This is a genomic window from Vibrio sp. M260118 (assembly GCF_036533755.1).
Classification (GTDB): domain Bacteria; phylum Pseudomonadota; class Gammaproteobacteria; order Enterobacterales; family Vibrionaceae; genus Vibrio.
Window position 1 is genome coordinate 1 of record NZ_JATABG010000034.1, and the last position, 16670, is coordinate 16670.

Genomic DNA, 16670 nt, shown 5'->3' on the forward strand with positions numbered 1-16670 from the left:
TGACTCCCTCGACACACCCTAGTGGATGATTGGCAACAATGACGGTCGCGCCTGATTGTGGGATGTGCGTCAGCGACCCTTTGCAAACTTGGTAGTCGATACCGAGAACTTCAAGAGTAAAGCGAAGAAAGGCTTGTGTATCGCACCCAGCTGGGCGCTGGGCATAAAATTTATCGAGTTTACTCAGACCTGTTGCCCACTCAGTTAAGCTCTCTCCTAAGCGAAATGGGGTCTTCTTTGGCAAACGAAACGGACTTGAACCTTCCATAGCATCCTCAAAATCGTATTGGGTCGTTGTGAGGATAGGCAGAGGGTGTTGCAAAATGGCTTCAGTGCGATGAGATATTCGTGACCATGTAATGACGCTAGTATTACAGGCAATGACCAAAGGATCATATCGAGTACTACCAATCGACATATTGGTGCGTGTAACAATGAATTATTTAGCTTTACTAAAAAATATGTGCCTCACAAAACATACTAACTTGATATCGAAGTTTAGGTATTGATGCTAGATTTTATTAACGGGTGGGTTATTGATACTCCAAGCTTAAGACTTAGAGGTTGGTAACGAGTTTGATTGCCTTTGCTTATGCTGGTCTGGGATACTTCTCTTTCATATAGATAAAGAAGAGAAACGGGAACCGTTTGGTTCCCGTTGTTGTATCTAGTATCTAACCGCTAGTGTTTAACTGGTGCGATGAACTGCCATATGAGCGAGTGTGGTTAGCGCTTGCTTGTAATCGGATTCTTCTAAAACATCGAGTTCGGCAATCGCTTTGTCTGCTTCTTGGTAAGCTTTTTGGCGCGTGTAATCTAATGAGCCAGTTTGAGCCATAGTGGCAAGAATATCGTTTAAACGCTCCATACCATTGGCTTTCTCAATGGCTTCACGAATCATTTGTGCTTGTTCAGGGTTGCCATGCTTCATCGCATATAACAGCGGTAGAGTAGGTTTACCTTCTGCGAGATCGTCACCGACGTTCTTACCCATCTCCTCGCCATCTGAAGTGTAATCCATCACATCATCAATCAGCTGGAAAGCCGTGCCTAAGTATTTGCCATAGTTCTGCAGAGCAACTTCTACCTCTTCAGGAGCTTCATTTAGAACTGCTCCTATTTGGCAAGCAACTTCAAACAAGCGAGCCGTTTTAGAATAAATGACCTGCATGTAGCTCTCTTCAGTAGTATCTGGGTCATTACAATTCATCAACTGCTGAACTTCACCTTCTGCAATCACATTTACGGCGTCGCTCATTAGCTTGAGGATCTTTAATGATCCTAGTTCCGTCATCATTTGGAAAGAGCGGGTGTAAATGAAATCACCAACCAAAACGCTTGCCGCGTTACCAAACGCGGCATTGGCTGTTGCTTTGCCGCGACGCATGTCTGATTCATCGACAACATCGTCGTGCAACAGGGTCGCAGTATGGATAAATTCGATAAAGGCTGCAGCTGTGGTATGAGCCTCTCCTTTATAACCAAGCGCCTTCGCTGTTAAAACCGCTAAAAGAGGGCGTATACGTTTGCCGCCACTACTGACGATATAGAAACCGAGTTGGTTGATTAAAGAGACGTCAGAGTTAAGTTGGGCGTGAATTGTTTCGTTCACTTTTGCCATGTCATCGGCGGTGAGTGCTTGGATAGCTTTAAAATCCATTGTAATTCCGGCTGAAGTTAGAACGTGTAAGGTATTCTTATCTGTTTTAATTGCTGAATAATACACTAAAAAACGTTGATTAATACATGGTTAAAGGGCATCATCTGGGCACTTTTCATTGGCGATTAGCTTTTCGCCAATTTTTTCAAAATATGGCTTGTCATAGGTGCGACCTTTCTGTAGAATCTGCGCCCTATTGATGATTAGTTTAGCGCACACCCTTGATGCTCAAATAGCATACGGCTGTGCGGAAAAAGCGGAGTAAGATATGTACGCTGTTTTCCAATCTGGTGGTAAACAACACCGTGTAAGCGAAGGTCAAACCCTTCGTTTAGAGAAATTAGACGTTGAAACTGGTGCAACTGTTGAATTTGATAAAGTTCTTCTTGTTGCTAACGGTGAAGACATTAAAGTAGGTGCTCCTCTAGTAGAGGGCGGTAAAGTAGTTGCTGAAGTAGTACAACACGGTCGTGGCGATAAAGTTAAAATCGTTAAGTTCCGTCGTCGTAAGCACTCTCGTAAGCAACAAGGTCACCGTCAGTGGTTCACGGAAGTGAAAATCACTGGTATCAACGCTTAATCGATTAGGAGAGTTTAACAATGGCACACAAAAAAGCTGGTGGTTCTACTCGTAACGGCCGCGATTCAGAAAGCAAACGTCTAGGTGTTAAGCGTTTCGGTGGTGAATCTGTTCTTGCAGGTAACATCATCGTTCGTCAACGTGGTACTAAGTTCCACGCTGGTACTAACGTTGGTATCGGTAAAGACCACACTCTATTCGCTCTTACTGAAGGTAAGGTGAAGTTCGAAGTGAAAGGTCCTAAAAACCGTAAATTCGTTAGCATCGAAGCTGAGTAATTTAAACCTAGTTTAAATCACTTATTAGCTTTCAAGCTGAATTCAAAAGCCCTGCCGATTCGGCGGGGTTTTTTATTTATGGCAGCTGAAGGGATAGCTTCGAACCCTGGAATCTATACTAAGGCACTTTGAAAAAAGTCCCTCAATATGTATTCCAATACTAACCATGTAAGTAAGTCTTTAGATGTTTATTTTGGTTGGTAACAGTGGCAGAACGGTCGAAGATCAAGGAGATCGATCTGAAAATGGAATCTGCTAGAATTTATATCATTCATTTTTCTCTATCAGATAGGGATGGTGAGATGATATTTGCAACGCAGCTACGCTAAGTAGCACAAGGGCGGAGTAAGAGATGAAGTTCGTTGATGAAGCGGTAGTAAAAGTACAAGCCGGTGATGGCGGTAACGGTGTAGTGAGTTTCTGGCGTGAGAAATTCGTTGCGAAAGGTGGCCCTGATGGTGGCGACGGTGGTGATGGCGGTGATGTTTATATTCAAGCCGACGAAAACCTTAACACGCTAATTGATTATCGCTTCCAGCGCTTCTATGAAGCAGAACGTGGTGAAAATGGCCGTGGTGGCAACTGTACTGGTAAGCGTGGTAAAGACAAAGTGCTTCGCGTACCTGTTGGTACTCGTGCCGTCGATATTCACACCAATGAGATCGTGGCTGAAGTTGCTGAACATGGCAAAAAAGTGATGGTGGCGAAAGGTGGTTGGCACGGCTTAGGTAACACTCGTTTTAAGTCGTCAGTAAACCGAGCACCGCGTCAAAAGACGCTAGGTACTAAAGGTGAAATTCGAGAAGTTCGCCTAGAGTTGTTGCTACTTGCTGATGTAGGTATGCTTGGTTTGCCCAATGCAGGTAAGTCGACATTTATTCGCTCAGTATCTGCCGCAAAGCCAAAGGTTGCGGACTATCCGTTTACCACACTTATCCCTAGCTTGGGCGTAGTGAGTGTTGTTCCTGAGAAGAGCTTTGTGGTTGCCGATATTCCTGGCTTGATCGAGGGTGCGGCCGATGGTGCTGGTTTAGGTATTCGTTTCTTGAAGCACTTAGAGCGTTGTCGCGTGCTACTGCATATGATCGACATTATGCCGATTGATCAAAGCGATCCTGTTCAGAATGCATTGACCATCATTGATGAGCTAGAGCAGTACAGTGAGAAACTGGCAGACAAGCCTCGTTGGCTAATCTTCAATAAGGTTGATCTTATGCCTGAAGAGGAAGCGAACGAAGTGATCCAAAACATACTAGATGCGCTAGGTTGGGAAGAGGATTACTACAAGATTTCTGCGGTTAATAAGCAAGGCACGAAAGAGCTTTGTTACAAACTGGCTGACTTTATGGAAAACTTGCCACGCGAAGAGGAGGAGATCTCTGAAGAAGAGAAAGTCGACTTCATGTGGGATGATTACCATAAAGATGCGATGGCTGGTAGCGATGTCATCACTGAAGATGATGATGACTGGGATGATTGGGACGACGAAGAAGATGACGGCCATGTTGTCTATGTCCGCGATTAACAGTATCTAATTTTTCATAGCCGCAACGTCAATTGCGGCTTTTTTGTGTCTACATCAAATCATTGTCTCTGCTTTCATCGCAGAATAAAACAGTTCTAAAGGAATAGGATCAAATCATGGCATCTAAACAGCGGGCGGTGTCTCGTTTAATCGCCCAAGCTGGGCAAATGCTTTTAGCACATGGGGCTGAAAGTACTCTCGTTGGCGATCTCATGCGTCGCTTTGGATTAGCGGCAGGTATGGATGAAGTTGAAGTCTCATTATCGGCGAGCTCACTCGTTGTTACCACCGTATATCAAGAACATTGCATTACCACAGCACGTCGATGTGCCGATCGTGGTATCAACATGCGCGCCATTACCCAAGTTCAACGAATTTGTATCATGCTCGAGCGAGGCATTATTGACTGGTCAATGGCTCAGCGTCAGTTAGATAAAATCAGCCCTGAGCGTTACAACCGCTGGCTAGTTGTATTTATGATTGGCCTTTCGTGCGCGGCATTCAGTCGGCTCGCCGGTGGTGACTGGACGGTATTCTTGATGACTTTTATCGCTTCAGCGACCGGTATGGTGGTTAGACAAGAGATTGGTCATCGCCACTTCAACCCTCTAATGAACTTCACGGCCACTGCTTTTGTGACGACCTTTGTCTCTGCTCAAGCTGTGATATACGAGTTAGGTAACTCCCCATCGATAGTCATGGCATCATCTGTTTTAATGCTCGTTCCGGGCTTTCCACTCATCAACTCAGTCGCAGATATGCTAAAAGGCTACATCAATATGGGCATTGCGCGTTTTGTTATGGCGAGCTTGCTCACCCTTGCAACTAGCTTAGGTATTGTTGCAGCAATGAGTTTAGTGGGTGTTTGGGGTTGGGTAGCATGATTAATGTCGATCTTTTATTTGGTCTATTGAACGATATGTTCTTTGCTGCCATTCCTGCAGTTGGCTTTGCCTTGGTGTTCAATGTTCCACAAAAGGCACTAATCTATTGTGCGCTTGGTGGTGCTATCGGTCATGGTTCGCGCTATTTAATGATGCAGTTTGGGATTCCTATTGAATGGGCAACATTCTTTGCTGCGATCATAGTTAGCATGGTGGGCATTCATTGGTCTGCTCGTTTCTTAGCTCACCCGAAAGTCTTTACTGTTGCTTCGCTAATTCCTATGGTCCCTGGCGTTTTTGCTTTCAAAGCGATGATCGCTTTGGTCGAATTGAATCATAGAGGCTACAGCCCAGAACTGGTTGCTATGTCAGTAGAAAACTTCCTGAAAGCGATGTTTATTATTGCTGGATTGGCTGTTGGCTTAGCCATGCCAGGCTTGCTATTCTATCGCCGCAAACCAATCGTATAAAATCCTAGGAGCTAAGGAATGATCATTAGTATGGTTGCCGCGATGGCACAAAATAGAATCATCGGAAAAGACAACCAAATGCCTTGGCATCTGCCAGCTGATTTTGCTTGGTTTAAACGTTGTACTATGGGCAAGCCAGTGGTGATGGGGCGCAAAACTTATGACTCTATTGGTCGTCCTCTTCCGGGTAGACAAAACATTGTGATTAGTCGTGATGCGTCGTTAGTTATCGACGGAGTAACGACGGTGACCTCGATTGATGATGCTTTGCAAGCTGCCGGAGATGTCGAAGAAGTCATGATCATTGGCGGAGGAACGATTTATCAAGCTTGTTTGCCCCGTGCAACTAAGCTCTACGTTACTTACATTGATGCTGAGATTGATGGTGATACTCAGTTTCCTGCATGGAGTGAAGAGTTTAAAGAGACTTACTCTGAAACTTACTCGGCAGATGAGAAGAACGCATATGATATGCGTTTTGTGGTACTTGAGATAAATTGATAGGAACGGGCTACGCCCTGCGAGATGCGAGAATGCTTTGCTCCGAGATCGGGCTTCGCCCTTCGAGAAGAGAACAGTGGTGAGTTGAGCAAGAGTTGCAGGAAATTTAGGGCCTGATTTGCTTTTAATTATCTGAATTTAAGAGAAACGGTTGGCATTGTGTGCCAACCCTTCAGAGTTTACTCGTTACTCGTTACTCGTTACTCGTTAACGCTTTTTGAATAAAGAACTGCTTATCTTCCCACCTTAACATCGTTAAGCTACCGCCCCAGACACAGCCCGTGTCTAAGCCGATTACCTCTTCATTTTGGTAGCCTTCAAGTGCTGCCCAGTGACCAAATAGCACAGTTTTTTCGAGCTTTATTCTGTTTTTGACTTTGAACCAAGGCATGAGCTTGTCGCTATGTATCTTACTCGGTGGAAGTTTGCACTCCATATCGAGCTTGCCTTCCTCATTGCAAAATCGCATGCGAGTAAAGGCATTGATGATATAACGGTAACGTTCTATTCCTTGTAAAGATTCATTCCACAAGTCAGGTTGATTTGAGTACATATTCTCAATCAGCCACGCCCATTTTTCACTACGTAGAATGGTCTCCACTTCAGTAGCTGCTTCTCGAGCTTGTTGTAAAGACCATTGTGGCGAGATGCCAGCATGGCACATAACAAACTCATCGTGCTCGGCGAGCAATGGCTGTTGTTTTAGCCACGCTAGTAATTCTTGTTTGTCTTTGGCGGAAAAAATCGCAGCGGTCTTGTCTTTAGTTTTTACTTTAAACAGACCTAGGGATACCGCCAGTAGATGCAGGTCATGATTACCTAGCACCACTTTGACTGCATCCCCTAGGGAGTATAGAAAACGTAATACTGCTAGAGATTTAGGGCCTCTTGCAACTAAGTCTCCTGCAACCCATAAGTTATCTTGGTTCACATCGAACTGAACCTTATCGAGCAGTAATAGCAGTTCATCAAGACAACCTTGTAGGTCACCGACAATATATGTAGCCAAAGTAGAGCCTTAATTGAGTATGTTAGGGATTGCGAGACGAAATGGTTCAATTTCAACGGAAAATTCATCGCCATTGTCGTCATGCATAATGTACTGGCCCTGCATCACTCCAACAGGTGTTTCAATCACAGTACCGCTGTTGTATGTATACTCATCGCTCGCTGCAATGAAGGGTTGTTGGCCGACGACGCCTTCACCTTCAACGGTCATCTGTTTACCGTTTGCGTCAGTGATGAGCCAACGGCGACTGATTAATTGTACCGTTTGTTGGCTAAGATTTTTGATAGTGATGATATAGGCAAAAACATAACGTTTTGCATCGGGTTGAGATTGTTCAGGGATGTACTTGGTGTGGACTTGGACTTTTATACAAGGGTTAGCTTCCATGTAAACTCCTTAAGTCAAAAAAGAGTGATAAACCTATGATTTATCACTCTAAGTATACTGCGCTTATTGGTGATTTGCGTCTAGCCAGTTAGCCATATCGACAAATTGCTCTAGGGTGAGATTTTCTGGACGCATACCCGGGTTCACGCCCAACTGCTCTAGAGTCTCAGCACTCATTAGAGCTTTATAACAGTTACGTACTGTTTTACGGCGTTGGTTGAAACCTTCACGACATACGCGATCCAGCCATTTTAGGCTTGTTGTTGGATGCGGAATCTCTTCGTACGGAACTAGACGCACGACTGCTGAATCCACTTTAGGTGGTGGAACGAAAGCTGTAGGTGGCACTTCTAGAACGGGAACTACTTTGCAGTAGTATTGAGCCATTACGGTTAAACGGCCGTAAGCTTTAGTTCCAGGACCCGCTGCTAAGCGATTAACAACTTCTTTTTGCAGCATAAAGTGCATATCTTGAACGTCTTTATGGAACTCAAATAGGTGGAACATCAAAGGTGTTGAGATGTTGTAAGGTAAGTTGCCAAAAATACGTAGCTTGTTGTTTGGTTTAACGAGCTGAGTGAAGTCGAAGCGCATCGCATCGCCTTCATGAATGGTCAGCTTGTCACCTAAATCTGGGTGGTTACGCAAGCGCTCAGCGAGGTCTCGGTCAAGTTCAATCACAGTAAACTTGTCGACTTCTTTACCTACCGGCTCAGTGATTGCGCCCAAGCCTGGGCCAATCTCAACTAGGTTCTGACCAGGTTTTGGATTAATCGCAGAGACAATCCCATCAATGATGTAAGGATCATTAAGGAAGTTTTGACCAAAGCGCTTTCTTGCTTTGTGCCCTAAGTGGACATCGTTTCTCATAGTATTCTCAAGTTAATTCGATTTATTATCGACTAGCTCAATGGCATGAGCTAAAGCCGTTCTAAAGCTTCCTGTGTCCGCATTGCCTGTCCCTGCGAGGTCAAGTGCGGTGCCGTGATCAACGGAGGTCCTTATAAACGGTAAGCCCAAAGTGATATTCACTGAGCGGCCAAAGCCTTTATATTTTAATACAGGAAGTACCTGATCGTGATACATCCCGAGTACTGCATCGGCATCTTGCAAATATTTGTCATTGAAGATGGTGTCAGCGGGCAAAGGACCAATAAGATTGATGCCTTTCTCCTGACGCAGCTTATCTAGTGTTGGAGTGATAGTCCTGATCTCTTCTGAGCCAAGTACACCATCTTCTCCAGCATGTGGATTTAGTCCACACACATATATTTTAGGCTCAGAAATGGCGAATTTCTCAACGAGATCCTTGTGCAGGATATCAATGATCTTTTCAAGTCTCTCTTCAGTTACTGCCTGAGACACATAAGCAAGAGGAATATGTGTCGTAACAAGTGCGACGCGCAATCCCTCTGTAGCTAGCATCATGACAACAAGCGGAGTATTCGACTTTTCAGCGAAAAACTCGGTATGGCCACTAAATGCTACACCAGCTCGGTTGATGACCCCTTTGTGCACAGGGCCGGTGACAATAGCATCAAATTCATTGTTCATACAGCCTAAAGCGGCTCTTTCTAATGTTTTTAATACATATTGACCATTTGCTTCGTCGAGTTGTCCGGGGATCGCTTTAGTTTCCATCGCGATATGATCCACAACTAGCGTTCCTGCTTTTTGTGGCACAATCTCCGCATCGGCTTGATAGTCAATCAGTTGTACAGAAATACCAAGTTGTTCAGCGCGCTCTGCCAGCATTTGTTTGTCAGCACTCACCACAATCTGGTGGCTCCAGTTCTCTTCTGATAAGGCAAGAACGAGGTCAGGGCCAATACCTGCAGGTTCGCCTGCAGTGACAATGATGCGTTTAACGGTCATCTTGATCGTCTTCTTCTACGATTTCAACAAAGGCACTTGCACGAATTTCCTGCAGCCATGCGCTTGCTTCTTCATTGAACTTACGATTGAATAAGATGCGATAAGCTTTGTTTTTAAGTGCTGAGTCGGTGCGATCGACTTCGCGACGGTCAAGGACTTCAACGATATGCCAGCCGTGAACAGTTTTAAACGGCTCACTGATTTGACCAACAGGCAGAGTATCCACTTGGTGCTTAAACTCTGGTACGTATAGGTCTGAAGTTTGATAGCCTAGTTCACCATCTTGAGCCGCAGAGCCTGGATCTTGGCTGTACTGCTGCGCCATTTCTCCGAACGTAGACTCGCCGTCTTTAATGCGGCGAATGATTTCGTTGAGGTCATTTTGTACCCCTTTGTCGCTTAGTATTACCGTCGGTTTAATTAAAATATGGCGAGCATTGATTTCTGTAACTGCTACGGTTTCAAGGCCTTTCACATCTTCAATCTTAAGAATGTGAAAACCAACCCCACTTCTAAATGGACCGATAATGCTGCCTTTGTTTTGCAGTTTTATCTGGTCAGCAAAAATGGTTGGCATCTCCTCTTGGCGCATCCAGCCCCAATCACCACCTTGCAGTGCTTTTGGTCCTTTCGAGTAGGTGTAAGCCATAGTGCTGAAATCAGCGCCATTGTTTAACTCTTTAACTAAACGTTTTGCTTCGGCTTCGATGGCTGCTTTGTCGTCACCATCGTTAACTCGTAGTTGAATGTGACCGATCTTGTATTGAACCGTGGCGTTGGTCTCTTTTGCTAGAATATCGGCTAAGTTTTCGACTTCGGCAGGCAGAATATTAATTCTGCGTCTTACTAGCGCATTTCGAGCTTCACTCGCGGCAATTTCGCGGCGGATCTGCTCACGGAACTCTGCATAGCTTAAGCCCTCTTGGGTAATTGATTCACTAAGTTGCTCAACTGTTTGGTTGTTGTTATTGGCGATGTCTGCAATGGCCTCATTGAGGCGGTTATCATCAATACGTACACCAATACGCTCCGCTTCTTGTTGTTGAATGGTATCGACAATCAGTTTTTCAGTGACCTGCTCAATAAGAACGTTTTCTTCGGGTAGTGCTTGACCGCTCTTCTTTGCGTTGGCTTTGAGTGTTTTGATTGATACGTCAATATCACTTTGTAGCACTACACCTTCATTGACAATCACTGCCACTTTATCTAGCGGAACAGGCTCTGCTAATGCTGCGTTCATGACGCAAACAGAGGCCATCGAAAGTAGAGTGTGTTTCCAAAATTTCATTGAAAATCCTATAAAAGAGTTTGCTCACTGAGGTTTAGACAGCGAGCTAAGTAATTAGTTGTTTAAGAAGAATGGGCGACCGTAACCTAGTGAGTTACCTGCGTCATCAAGCCCTGCAAGGCCAGAGCTTGCACCAATTGCCGTACCGAAACCAATAATGCCAAAGTTGAGGCTAAAGTTATTTTCATACTCAGGCGTAGCATTCGGATAGTCTGCAAATCCGTTGTTTGAACTACTATTCCAAGTCTTCAACTTGTTGCTGTAGGTAAAGCCAATATACCAACAATCTGAGGTGTAGTTGATTCTTCCTAGCCACTCTAACGAGTTGTCAGTGGTCAAGTCGTAAAAGTATTGAGCGCTAGCATTCCATTTACGAGTGATTTGGTAACCTGCAAGAAAGCCTGCTTGAGAGATGCCATCTTCGGTAATGCTATCCAAATCCCCTAAGCTGCTTCCTAGCGTGTTTTCGATATACTGTTTAGTGACGTAGCGATAGTTACCCTGAATATAACCACCGTCAAAGCGATACTCTAAGGTGCTATTGCCCAACTGAACTTCACTCGTGTCAATATCGTATTGAATACCGCCGTGGTAGAAGAGGTAATCATCGTAGTTAAAGTCCATCTCTATAGCCCAAGCCGAGTAGTTGGAAGGCGATGAACTGTTATCTGAATCAAGCGACTGGTTTTTAGTATCTTTATCTAGATAGAATATTTGTCCAAACGAGATATTGAGGCGCTCTTTGTATGCATCATCAAAGAAGCGAGTCGAAGCACCATAGCTGAATTGGTTTGCGGCAGCTATTTCATCCACGCCACTGTACTTTCGACTGCGGAATAGACCGTAGTAATCAGTTTGAAGTAGAGTTGTATCGTACTTACCAATATTGCTTTGGTCTTTTTCTGGAACGTAGACGTATTGTACTTGAGGTTCTAGTGTTTGAGTGTAATTGCTCAAAACGACGGTATCGCGCTCAAGCACAAGGCCTGCATGGGTTCTGAACTCTGGAATCACTCGCGATACGTTCTCTTCTAAACCAAAGTTAGAGTTGGAGTTTTTATCGCCAGAGGTTATATCTACGCCATCTAAGTCTTGTTGGTAATAAGTGCCTAGTACTCTTGCTTCGGTCGTCCAGGCTCCCCATGTGGTGCCAATAGGTATTGTAATGCCAGGTTCAACGTGAACGCGTGTTGCAGAAGGTTGACTCACCCCATCCGTTTCAAAACGCGAGACATGGCTTACCATGTCAAAGTCCAAATAGCGCATGAGTTCCGGTGCGTAGTAGTTGAACTCTAATTGCGGCAGTAATCGATACGGAGTGGCACTTTGGGTCAACACTTGAAAGTCACGTGTTAATAGGGAAACATCCCAGTTGTCTGAGCGGTATGAGGCACGACCTTCTTGGATTAACTGACCATCTTCCTGCTTACCAATACCCGAGTCCATATCAGAGAAGTAGGTTATATCACTGACTTTTGAGTAATCAACCTCAAATTTCCAGTTCTTTTTATAGATGCCAGAGTGTTGCCATTGGAAGCCCCAGCGATCGCCCAGTTCTGGGTTCTTCTTATCATCTGCGAGAAATTCAGATTTTAAAGTGCTTAAACCGAAGTCAGTGAGATAGCGGAATTCACTGTCTAACTGTGTGCCACGGTTTTGCATGTATTTGAGCGTGGTCTTCAGGTCGTAATTGGGTGCCAAGTTCCAGTACACGGGAACTTCCATCTTAAAGCCATCTCGGGTGCCGTAAGAGACTTTCGGGTAGAGGAAGCCGGTTTTACGCGTGTCGCCGATAGGCACAGTAAGAAACGGTAGGTAGAATACGGGCACATTAACAATTTCAAACCTTGGGTTATAAAAAACGGCCTGCTCTTCATTTTGGTCAATATCGATGCTCGATGCACGCATACGCCAAGAGCTATCCCCTTCAGGACAAGAGGTGATGGTACCATCTTCGATCTCGTATACCGCTTTCCCTGTTTTCGCGACGTAAACCGCTTCGCCACGTCCCGGTTCACAAAGAAACTCGTAGTTGGTGTTCTCAAGAGTTACTTCTTCAGTATTGAGGTTGTTAGTCGCTTTGTCTGAGATCGTTTTGACTTCACCGTCACTAAAGGTCACATTACCCTCTGCAACCACAATGTTTTCTTGTTGGTGCATAGTGACGTTGTCCGCTAACATCCGCTTTTTGCCTTGGACTACAACCACATTGCCACGATAAGTCGCTTTATTACCATTAATGGCTTCTAGGCTGTCGGCTTCAACATTCACTGGTAGTTGGTTAGGGTTTTCTGCTTCAGGTTCATCGATCAAACATTGATCTATGATGGGCAATTCCTGCACACTATCGTCTGAAGAAACTTCTGCTTGAGTCTGAGGCACTACAAAAGCAGCACTGATTGAAGCGGCTAACAAGGTGCGGTGAAAACGTAACATCGAGTTTTACTATCCTGTTGAACTTGATATATCCGGTGAATAGGGACCGAATCTAAAATAAATCGGTCCTTATAATAAAGTAATTTACAGCTTACGGCACTATCAGACCGCTTGGCGAAGAAAAAATTCATAGATTGAGAGCACATAATGCATATTTTTGGCAAAATTCTCGGCGCATTCTTCGGTTTCCTTTTTGGGGGGCCATTGGGTGCAGTATTTGGTTTATTTATTGGCCATCAGTTTGATAAAGCTCGTCGTTTACGCCAAGCGGGCTTTAACTCAGGTTTTGGCAGTGGCCCAAGTCAATCTGAGCGACAGGAAGAATTCTTTAAAGCGGCCTTCGCCGTTATGGGTCATGTCGCAAAAGCCAAAGGGCAGGTGACCAGAGAAGAGATTCAGTTAGCGAGCGTTATGATGGATCGTATGAATCTTCATGGCGATCAGCGTAAGGCAGCGCAAGATGCCTTCCGAGAAGGCAAAGAGAGCGACTTTCCACTTGAAACCGTATTGGAGCGAGTACGTATCTCATCAGGTGGCCGATTTGATTTGATGCAATTCTTCTTAGAGTTACAGATATCGGCGGCTTTCGCTGACGGTGATGTTCATCCGAGTGAGCGCAGTGTGTTACACAAAGTTGCGCGCGGTCTAGGTTTTTCGTCGGATCAACTTGAGCAGCGTTTACGAATGCAAGAAGCGGCATTCAGGTTCCAGCAAGGAGGCTTTGGTGGGCAAGCTGGTGGCGGACATTCTCACCAATCCGGAGGTCATTGGCAGCAAGCGTCTACCGCGGATCAACTAAGCGATGCTTATAAGCTATTAGGTGTGGATAGTCGTGCTGACTCTAAGACCGTGAAACGGGCATACCGGAAATTGATGAATGAACACCATCCCGATAAGTTGATGGCAAAAGGTCTACCTCCTGAGATGATGAATGTGGCTAAGGAGAAAGCGCAAGAGATCCAGAATGCGTATGATCTAATTAAGAAAGCCAATAATTTTTGATCACTTTGTGATTGGCTGATTGATTAAGTCATTGTTGAAGTGGGCGGTGCTACCCGATTGGTCGTTGCCCACCATCACAATTAAACGAGGTAATTACGGCTTATAGAGCAAACCACTCCTTAATTGTCCTAGATCAATTTAGATTAAAATTTGTTGTTCTTATTTTGGTAGGATTGTCAAATTTACTTCTAAACTTACAATAATGTAATCTGAAATGACTAGTCACCATGAAGACAACTACAAGGAAAGTTGAGGAGTATGCTCAATGTCAGTTTGGTCTTAATGACCAATTTGCTGATATTCAAACCCGTATGCAGGTCCACCTCCCTAAGCTCGATAAAGTCTCTTTTGCACTTTATGACGAGCGCGAGCATCTGCTCAAAAGTTATGCAGACAGCTCTTCTCTGTCATTGAGCCTTACCCATTTTGAGGCTCCTCTTAGCTCACTGCCTTACTTAAAAAAAAGTATTGAAAGCCGATCGAAGGCATTCTTGAATGACGTTAACTGTTTGCATCCTTCTCCTCATATCGACTCGCTTTTGGAGGAGGGCTATCATTCGTCCGTAGCTATACCAACTTTTGTTGGCAGTAGCTTTAAAGGTTTTATTTTCCTCAATTCCTACCAAAAGCAAGCATTCTGCCCGCATGATATTGAGGTAGTAAAACCCTATTTAAAAATGCTCGAAGCGGCGATTTTTTCAGAGTATCAACTGATTACTGCATTAATCGAAAAGTCTAACAAACTGGTTGCTCGCTCTCCTGTCTATCAAAAAGAGTCTTTCAGCCATAAACAGCGCGTATCGACCTATACCAATATCATTGCATTAGCATTAGCGGATCTTTATGGGTTTGATGATGAGTATGTTGAGCATCTGACTTTGCTGTCTCAATACCATGATATGGGAAAAGTGATGGTGCCACCTGAGCTACTATGTAAGCAACTGCCACTGACTTGGGAAGAAACGCAAACGCTACGTGAACATATTCGTTACGGAGAAGAGATCGTTAATCGTTTTGTTAGTGAACTCAATGCTTCTGATCATTTAAGCGCTCAACTGATGCGGGATGTTGTCTCATATCATTACGAATTTTTAGATGGTAGCGGTTATCCCCATCATCTCAATGGCAACACGATTCCGATCAGCGCTAAGATTGTTTGTGTTGCTAATATCTTTGATGCGCTCACGACTCATAAGCCCTACAAACAAGCATGGTCCGTTCCGTATGCACTATTAGAGTTAGAAAAAATGGTTTGCGAGGGTAAGTTGGATGCAAGCTGTGTCAATGCTCTACGTGAGCAGCAGCATCAATTGAAGTCTATTATTCAACGCTATCCAGAGAGAGACCCTTCTGAGGGCTTATATTAATCACTGCTCTTTGGGTAGGAGAGGACTGAATAGTAAAAAGGCGTAGTAGGTATTAACCTGCTACGCCTTTTCAAATATGGTGGCCCCTCCCAGACTTGAATCTGAGTTGTAACGTGTTGTTTTTCATGTATAACCTCATTTTGTTTTTTAGGTTGTGGTACTAATGGTGGTACAATGCTATTTTGTCACCACCATTAAGTTAAAGAAAGTGTCTAGAACGCTTGTTTTGAGTGTTCCGCTTTGATTAAGCGTTCTAAGAATTCATTTCGACTTACTTCTGCGTTATCAGCCATTTTATCCAACATTTCTTTCGTGCTAGAACTTAGAGTGAAGTTGTATGATTTCTTGTTTTTCTTCTTCATAGCTAGTCGGTGCTTCTTTTGGCTCCATGCTTTCTTCATCTTGATGATGAATAGTTTTTTGGTGCTTGGGTCCGTGGGCCAAATATCAAAAGCCGCAATGCAGGCGTCATACCTTTCTTGGGTGGTTGTAGGGGTAGGGATAAACCATGGATAGGGGATAGGAGATTCGTTGTTGGTAATATAGCTGGCGAACCACTCGCACTGTTCATCACTGTTATTGTCAAGCCACAGATAGGTTTCTGTAGAGTAGACTTCTCCCCAGCATTGTTTCCAGTGCTCTAATAAAGTCCGTTTAGTTTCAAGAGGCATACTACTTCTATCAAGGAACTCAATTATGAGTTGGTGGCGTTCCTTTGCTGTTTTAGGGTGCTCACTGATGGCTAGTTTGCTGTATGGTACGGGGTCACTTCCTTGAGTAAGATTTAAGTTTAAGTTGTTGCCCCAGCCCTTAACAAACTCTTCATTTGCTAGCAATCGACAGCAGCACCATATCCAAAAACACATGCGTTCTTGGTCTCTATTGAGCCACTCTAATTCTTTTTGTGGAACGAGAAACGTAGAAGCTGAGTTAGTCATATCTCGTATATAAGACCTTCTTTCATCATCCTTATAAAAGCGGGCTCCTAGAGCGGAGTTTATTGCTCTGCAATAGTCTTGGCTTTTAGAAGGTTCAGGTGGTAGTTGAAAGCCATCTGCCAGCATCCCTCTCCAGTAGAAGCGACACTCTCTAAGGTTGTTAGTACTGATGGTTAAGCCGTCATCTTTCATTGTCATTTGCTCATTCCTTTGATGTTATGGTGTAGTATTTTAAGTTGTTTTTGTAGGGTGTTTTGTGAGCTTTTTATCATATGTTTGCACGTTCTTAAATTTTACAACTTTACCTCTGAATCCCTTTGTTTTAATGGGTTTCTGTGTTTTTTTGTTTCTTTTAATTTGGCGCAACTTGTTTTTATCATGTTATGGGGCTCAAGTGTTGGTACTTGAGTGCAGGAGCATGGAGGCCTTCTTTGATTTATTGCGGGGCTTTCAGGCTGAGGTTTAATCGT

The 16670-nt window shown here is 44.2% G+C and carries 17 protein-coding genes; 8 read left to right on the plus strand and 9 right to left on the minus strand.

Features of this window, described 5'->3' with window-relative positions; all coding sequences use genetic code 11:
- Positions 1 to 418: GNAT family N-acetyltransferase (locus tag QTO00_RS04055; protein ID WP_443088896.1), on the minus strand; the 418-nt coding region annotated here is incomplete at its 3' end.
- A gap of 270 nt (positions 419 to 688) precedes the next feature.
- Entirely contained in the window at positions 689 to 1660 is a 972-nt protein-coding gene (ispB, locus tag QTO00_RS04060; RefSeq protein ID WP_331423126.1) for an octaprenyl diphosphate synthase, read from the minus strand.
- 268 nt (positions 1661 to 1928) lie between these two features.
- On the opposite strand from ispB, the gene rplU reads away from it, so the two are divergent.
- The 6 genes from rplU (at position 1929) to folA (ending at position 5898) form a co-directional block, all read left to right on the plus strand.
- Positions 1929 to 2240: a 50S ribosomal protein L21 gene (gene rplU, locus QTO00_RS04065; RefSeq protein WP_000271393.1), complete on the plus strand. Its 312-nt coding sequence runs from the start codon at positions 1929 to 1931 to the stop codon at positions 2238 to 2240.
- A gap of 20 nt (positions 2241 to 2260) precedes the next feature.
- Positions 2261 to 2518 carry a 50S ribosomal protein L27 gene (gene rpmA, locus QTO00_RS04070; protein ID WP_004409945.1) on the plus strand — a complete coding sequence of 86 codons (258 nt, stop codon included), beginning with the start codon at positions 2261 to 2263 and terminating at the stop codon, positions 2516 to 2518.
- 352 nt (positions 2519 to 2870) lie between these two features.
- Positions 2871 to 4043: an Obg family GTPase CgtA gene (gene cgtA, locus QTO00_RS04075; protein WP_331423128.1), complete on the plus strand. Its 1173-nt coding sequence runs from the start codon at positions 2871 to 2873 to the stop codon at positions 4041 to 4043.
- A gap of 116 nt (positions 4044 to 4159) precedes the next feature.
- A complete protein-coding gene (locus QTO00_RS04080; RefSeq protein ID WP_331423131.1) occupies positions 4160 to 4927 on the plus strand; it encodes a threonine/serine exporter family protein in 768 nt (255 codons plus the stop codon).
- Positions 4924 to 5397 (plus strand): threonine/serine exporter family protein, encoded by a 474-nt coding sequence (locus QTO00_RS04085; RefSeq protein WP_331423133.1) that lies wholly within the window; start codon positions 4924 to 4926, stop codon positions 5395 to 5397. Before QTO00_RS04080 ends, QTO00_RS04085 begins: the two co-directional genes overlap by 4 nt.
- 18 nt (positions 5398 to 5415) lie before the next feature.
- Positions 5416 to 5898: a type 3 dihydrofolate reductase gene (gene folA / locus QTO00_RS04090; protein WP_331423135.1), complete on the plus strand. Its 483-nt coding sequence runs from the start codon at positions 5416 to 5418 to the stop codon at positions 5896 to 5898.
- Between the two features lie 193 nt (positions 5899 to 6091).
- Here folA and QTO00_RS04095 read toward each other — a convergent pair whose 3' ends face one another.
- From QTO00_RS04095 to lptD, 6 genes are all read right to left on the minus strand, one after another.
- Entirely contained in the window at positions 6092 to 6907 is an 816-nt protein-coding gene (locus tag QTO00_RS04095; RefSeq protein ID WP_331423137.1) for a symmetrical bis(5'-nucleosyl)-tetraphosphatase, read from the minus strand.
- 9 nt (positions 6908 to 6916) lie between these two features.
- Entirely contained in the window at positions 6917 to 7294 is a 378-nt protein-coding gene (apaG, locus tag QTO00_RS04100; RefSeq protein ID WP_331423138.1) for a Co2+/Mg2+ efflux protein ApaG, read from the minus strand.
- A gap of 63 nt (positions 7295 to 7357) precedes the next feature.
- On the minus strand, positions 7358 to 8164 hold the full coding sequence (gene rsmA / locus QTO00_RS04105) for a 16S rRNA (adenine(1518)-N(6)/adenine(1519)-N(6))-dimethyltransferase RsmA (protein WP_331423139.1): 807 nt from the start codon (positions 8162 to 8164) through the stop codon (positions 7358 to 7360).
- Positions 8165 to 8176: 12 nt separating this feature from the next.
- On the minus strand, positions 8177 to 9169 hold the full coding sequence (pdxA, locus tag QTO00_RS04110) for a 4-hydroxythreonine-4-phosphate dehydrogenase PdxA (RefSeq protein ID WP_331423140.1): 993 nt from the start codon (positions 9167 to 9169) through the stop codon (positions 8177 to 8179).
- A complete protein-coding gene (gene surA, locus QTO00_RS04115; protein ID WP_331423141.1) occupies positions 9159 to 10457 on the minus strand; it encodes a peptidylprolyl isomerase SurA in 1299 nt (432 codons plus the stop codon). The genes pdxA and surA overlap by 11 nt, the downstream gene beginning before the upstream one ends.
- Positions 10458 to 10511: 54 nt before the next feature.
- Positions 10512 to 12893 (minus strand): LPS assembly protein LptD, encoded by a 2382-nt coding sequence (lptD, locus tag QTO00_RS04120; protein ID WP_331423142.1) that lies wholly within the window; start codon positions 12891 to 12893, stop codon positions 10512 to 10514.
- 147 nt (positions 12894 to 13040) lie between these two features.
- Here lptD and djlA point away from each other — a divergent pair, with 147 nt between their 5' ends.
- Both djlA and QTO00_RS04130 read left to right on the plus strand, forming a co-directional pair.
- Positions 13041 to 13895, plus strand: a complete 855-nt coding sequence (gene djlA, locus QTO00_RS04125) for a co-chaperone DjlA (RefSeq protein ID WP_331423143.1) — start codon at positions 13041 to 13043, stop codon at positions 13893 to 13895.
- A 227-nt stretch (positions 13896 to 14122) separates the two neighbouring features.
- Complete coding sequence (locus QTO00_RS04130; protein WP_331423145.1) at positions 14123 to 15262, plus strand: HD-GYP domain-containing protein; 1140 nt, start codon at positions 14123 to 14125, stop codon at positions 15260 to 15262.
- Between the two features lie 212 nt (positions 15263 to 15474).
- Here the strand turns inward: QTO00_RS04130 and QTO00_RS04135 are convergent, their stop codons facing one another.
- Positions 15475 to 16398 (minus strand): hypothetical protein, encoded by a 924-nt coding sequence (locus QTO00_RS04135; RefSeq protein ID WP_331423146.1) that lies wholly within the window; start codon positions 16396 to 16398, stop codon positions 15475 to 15477.
- Positions 16399 to 16670 lie beyond the last annotated feature (272 nt).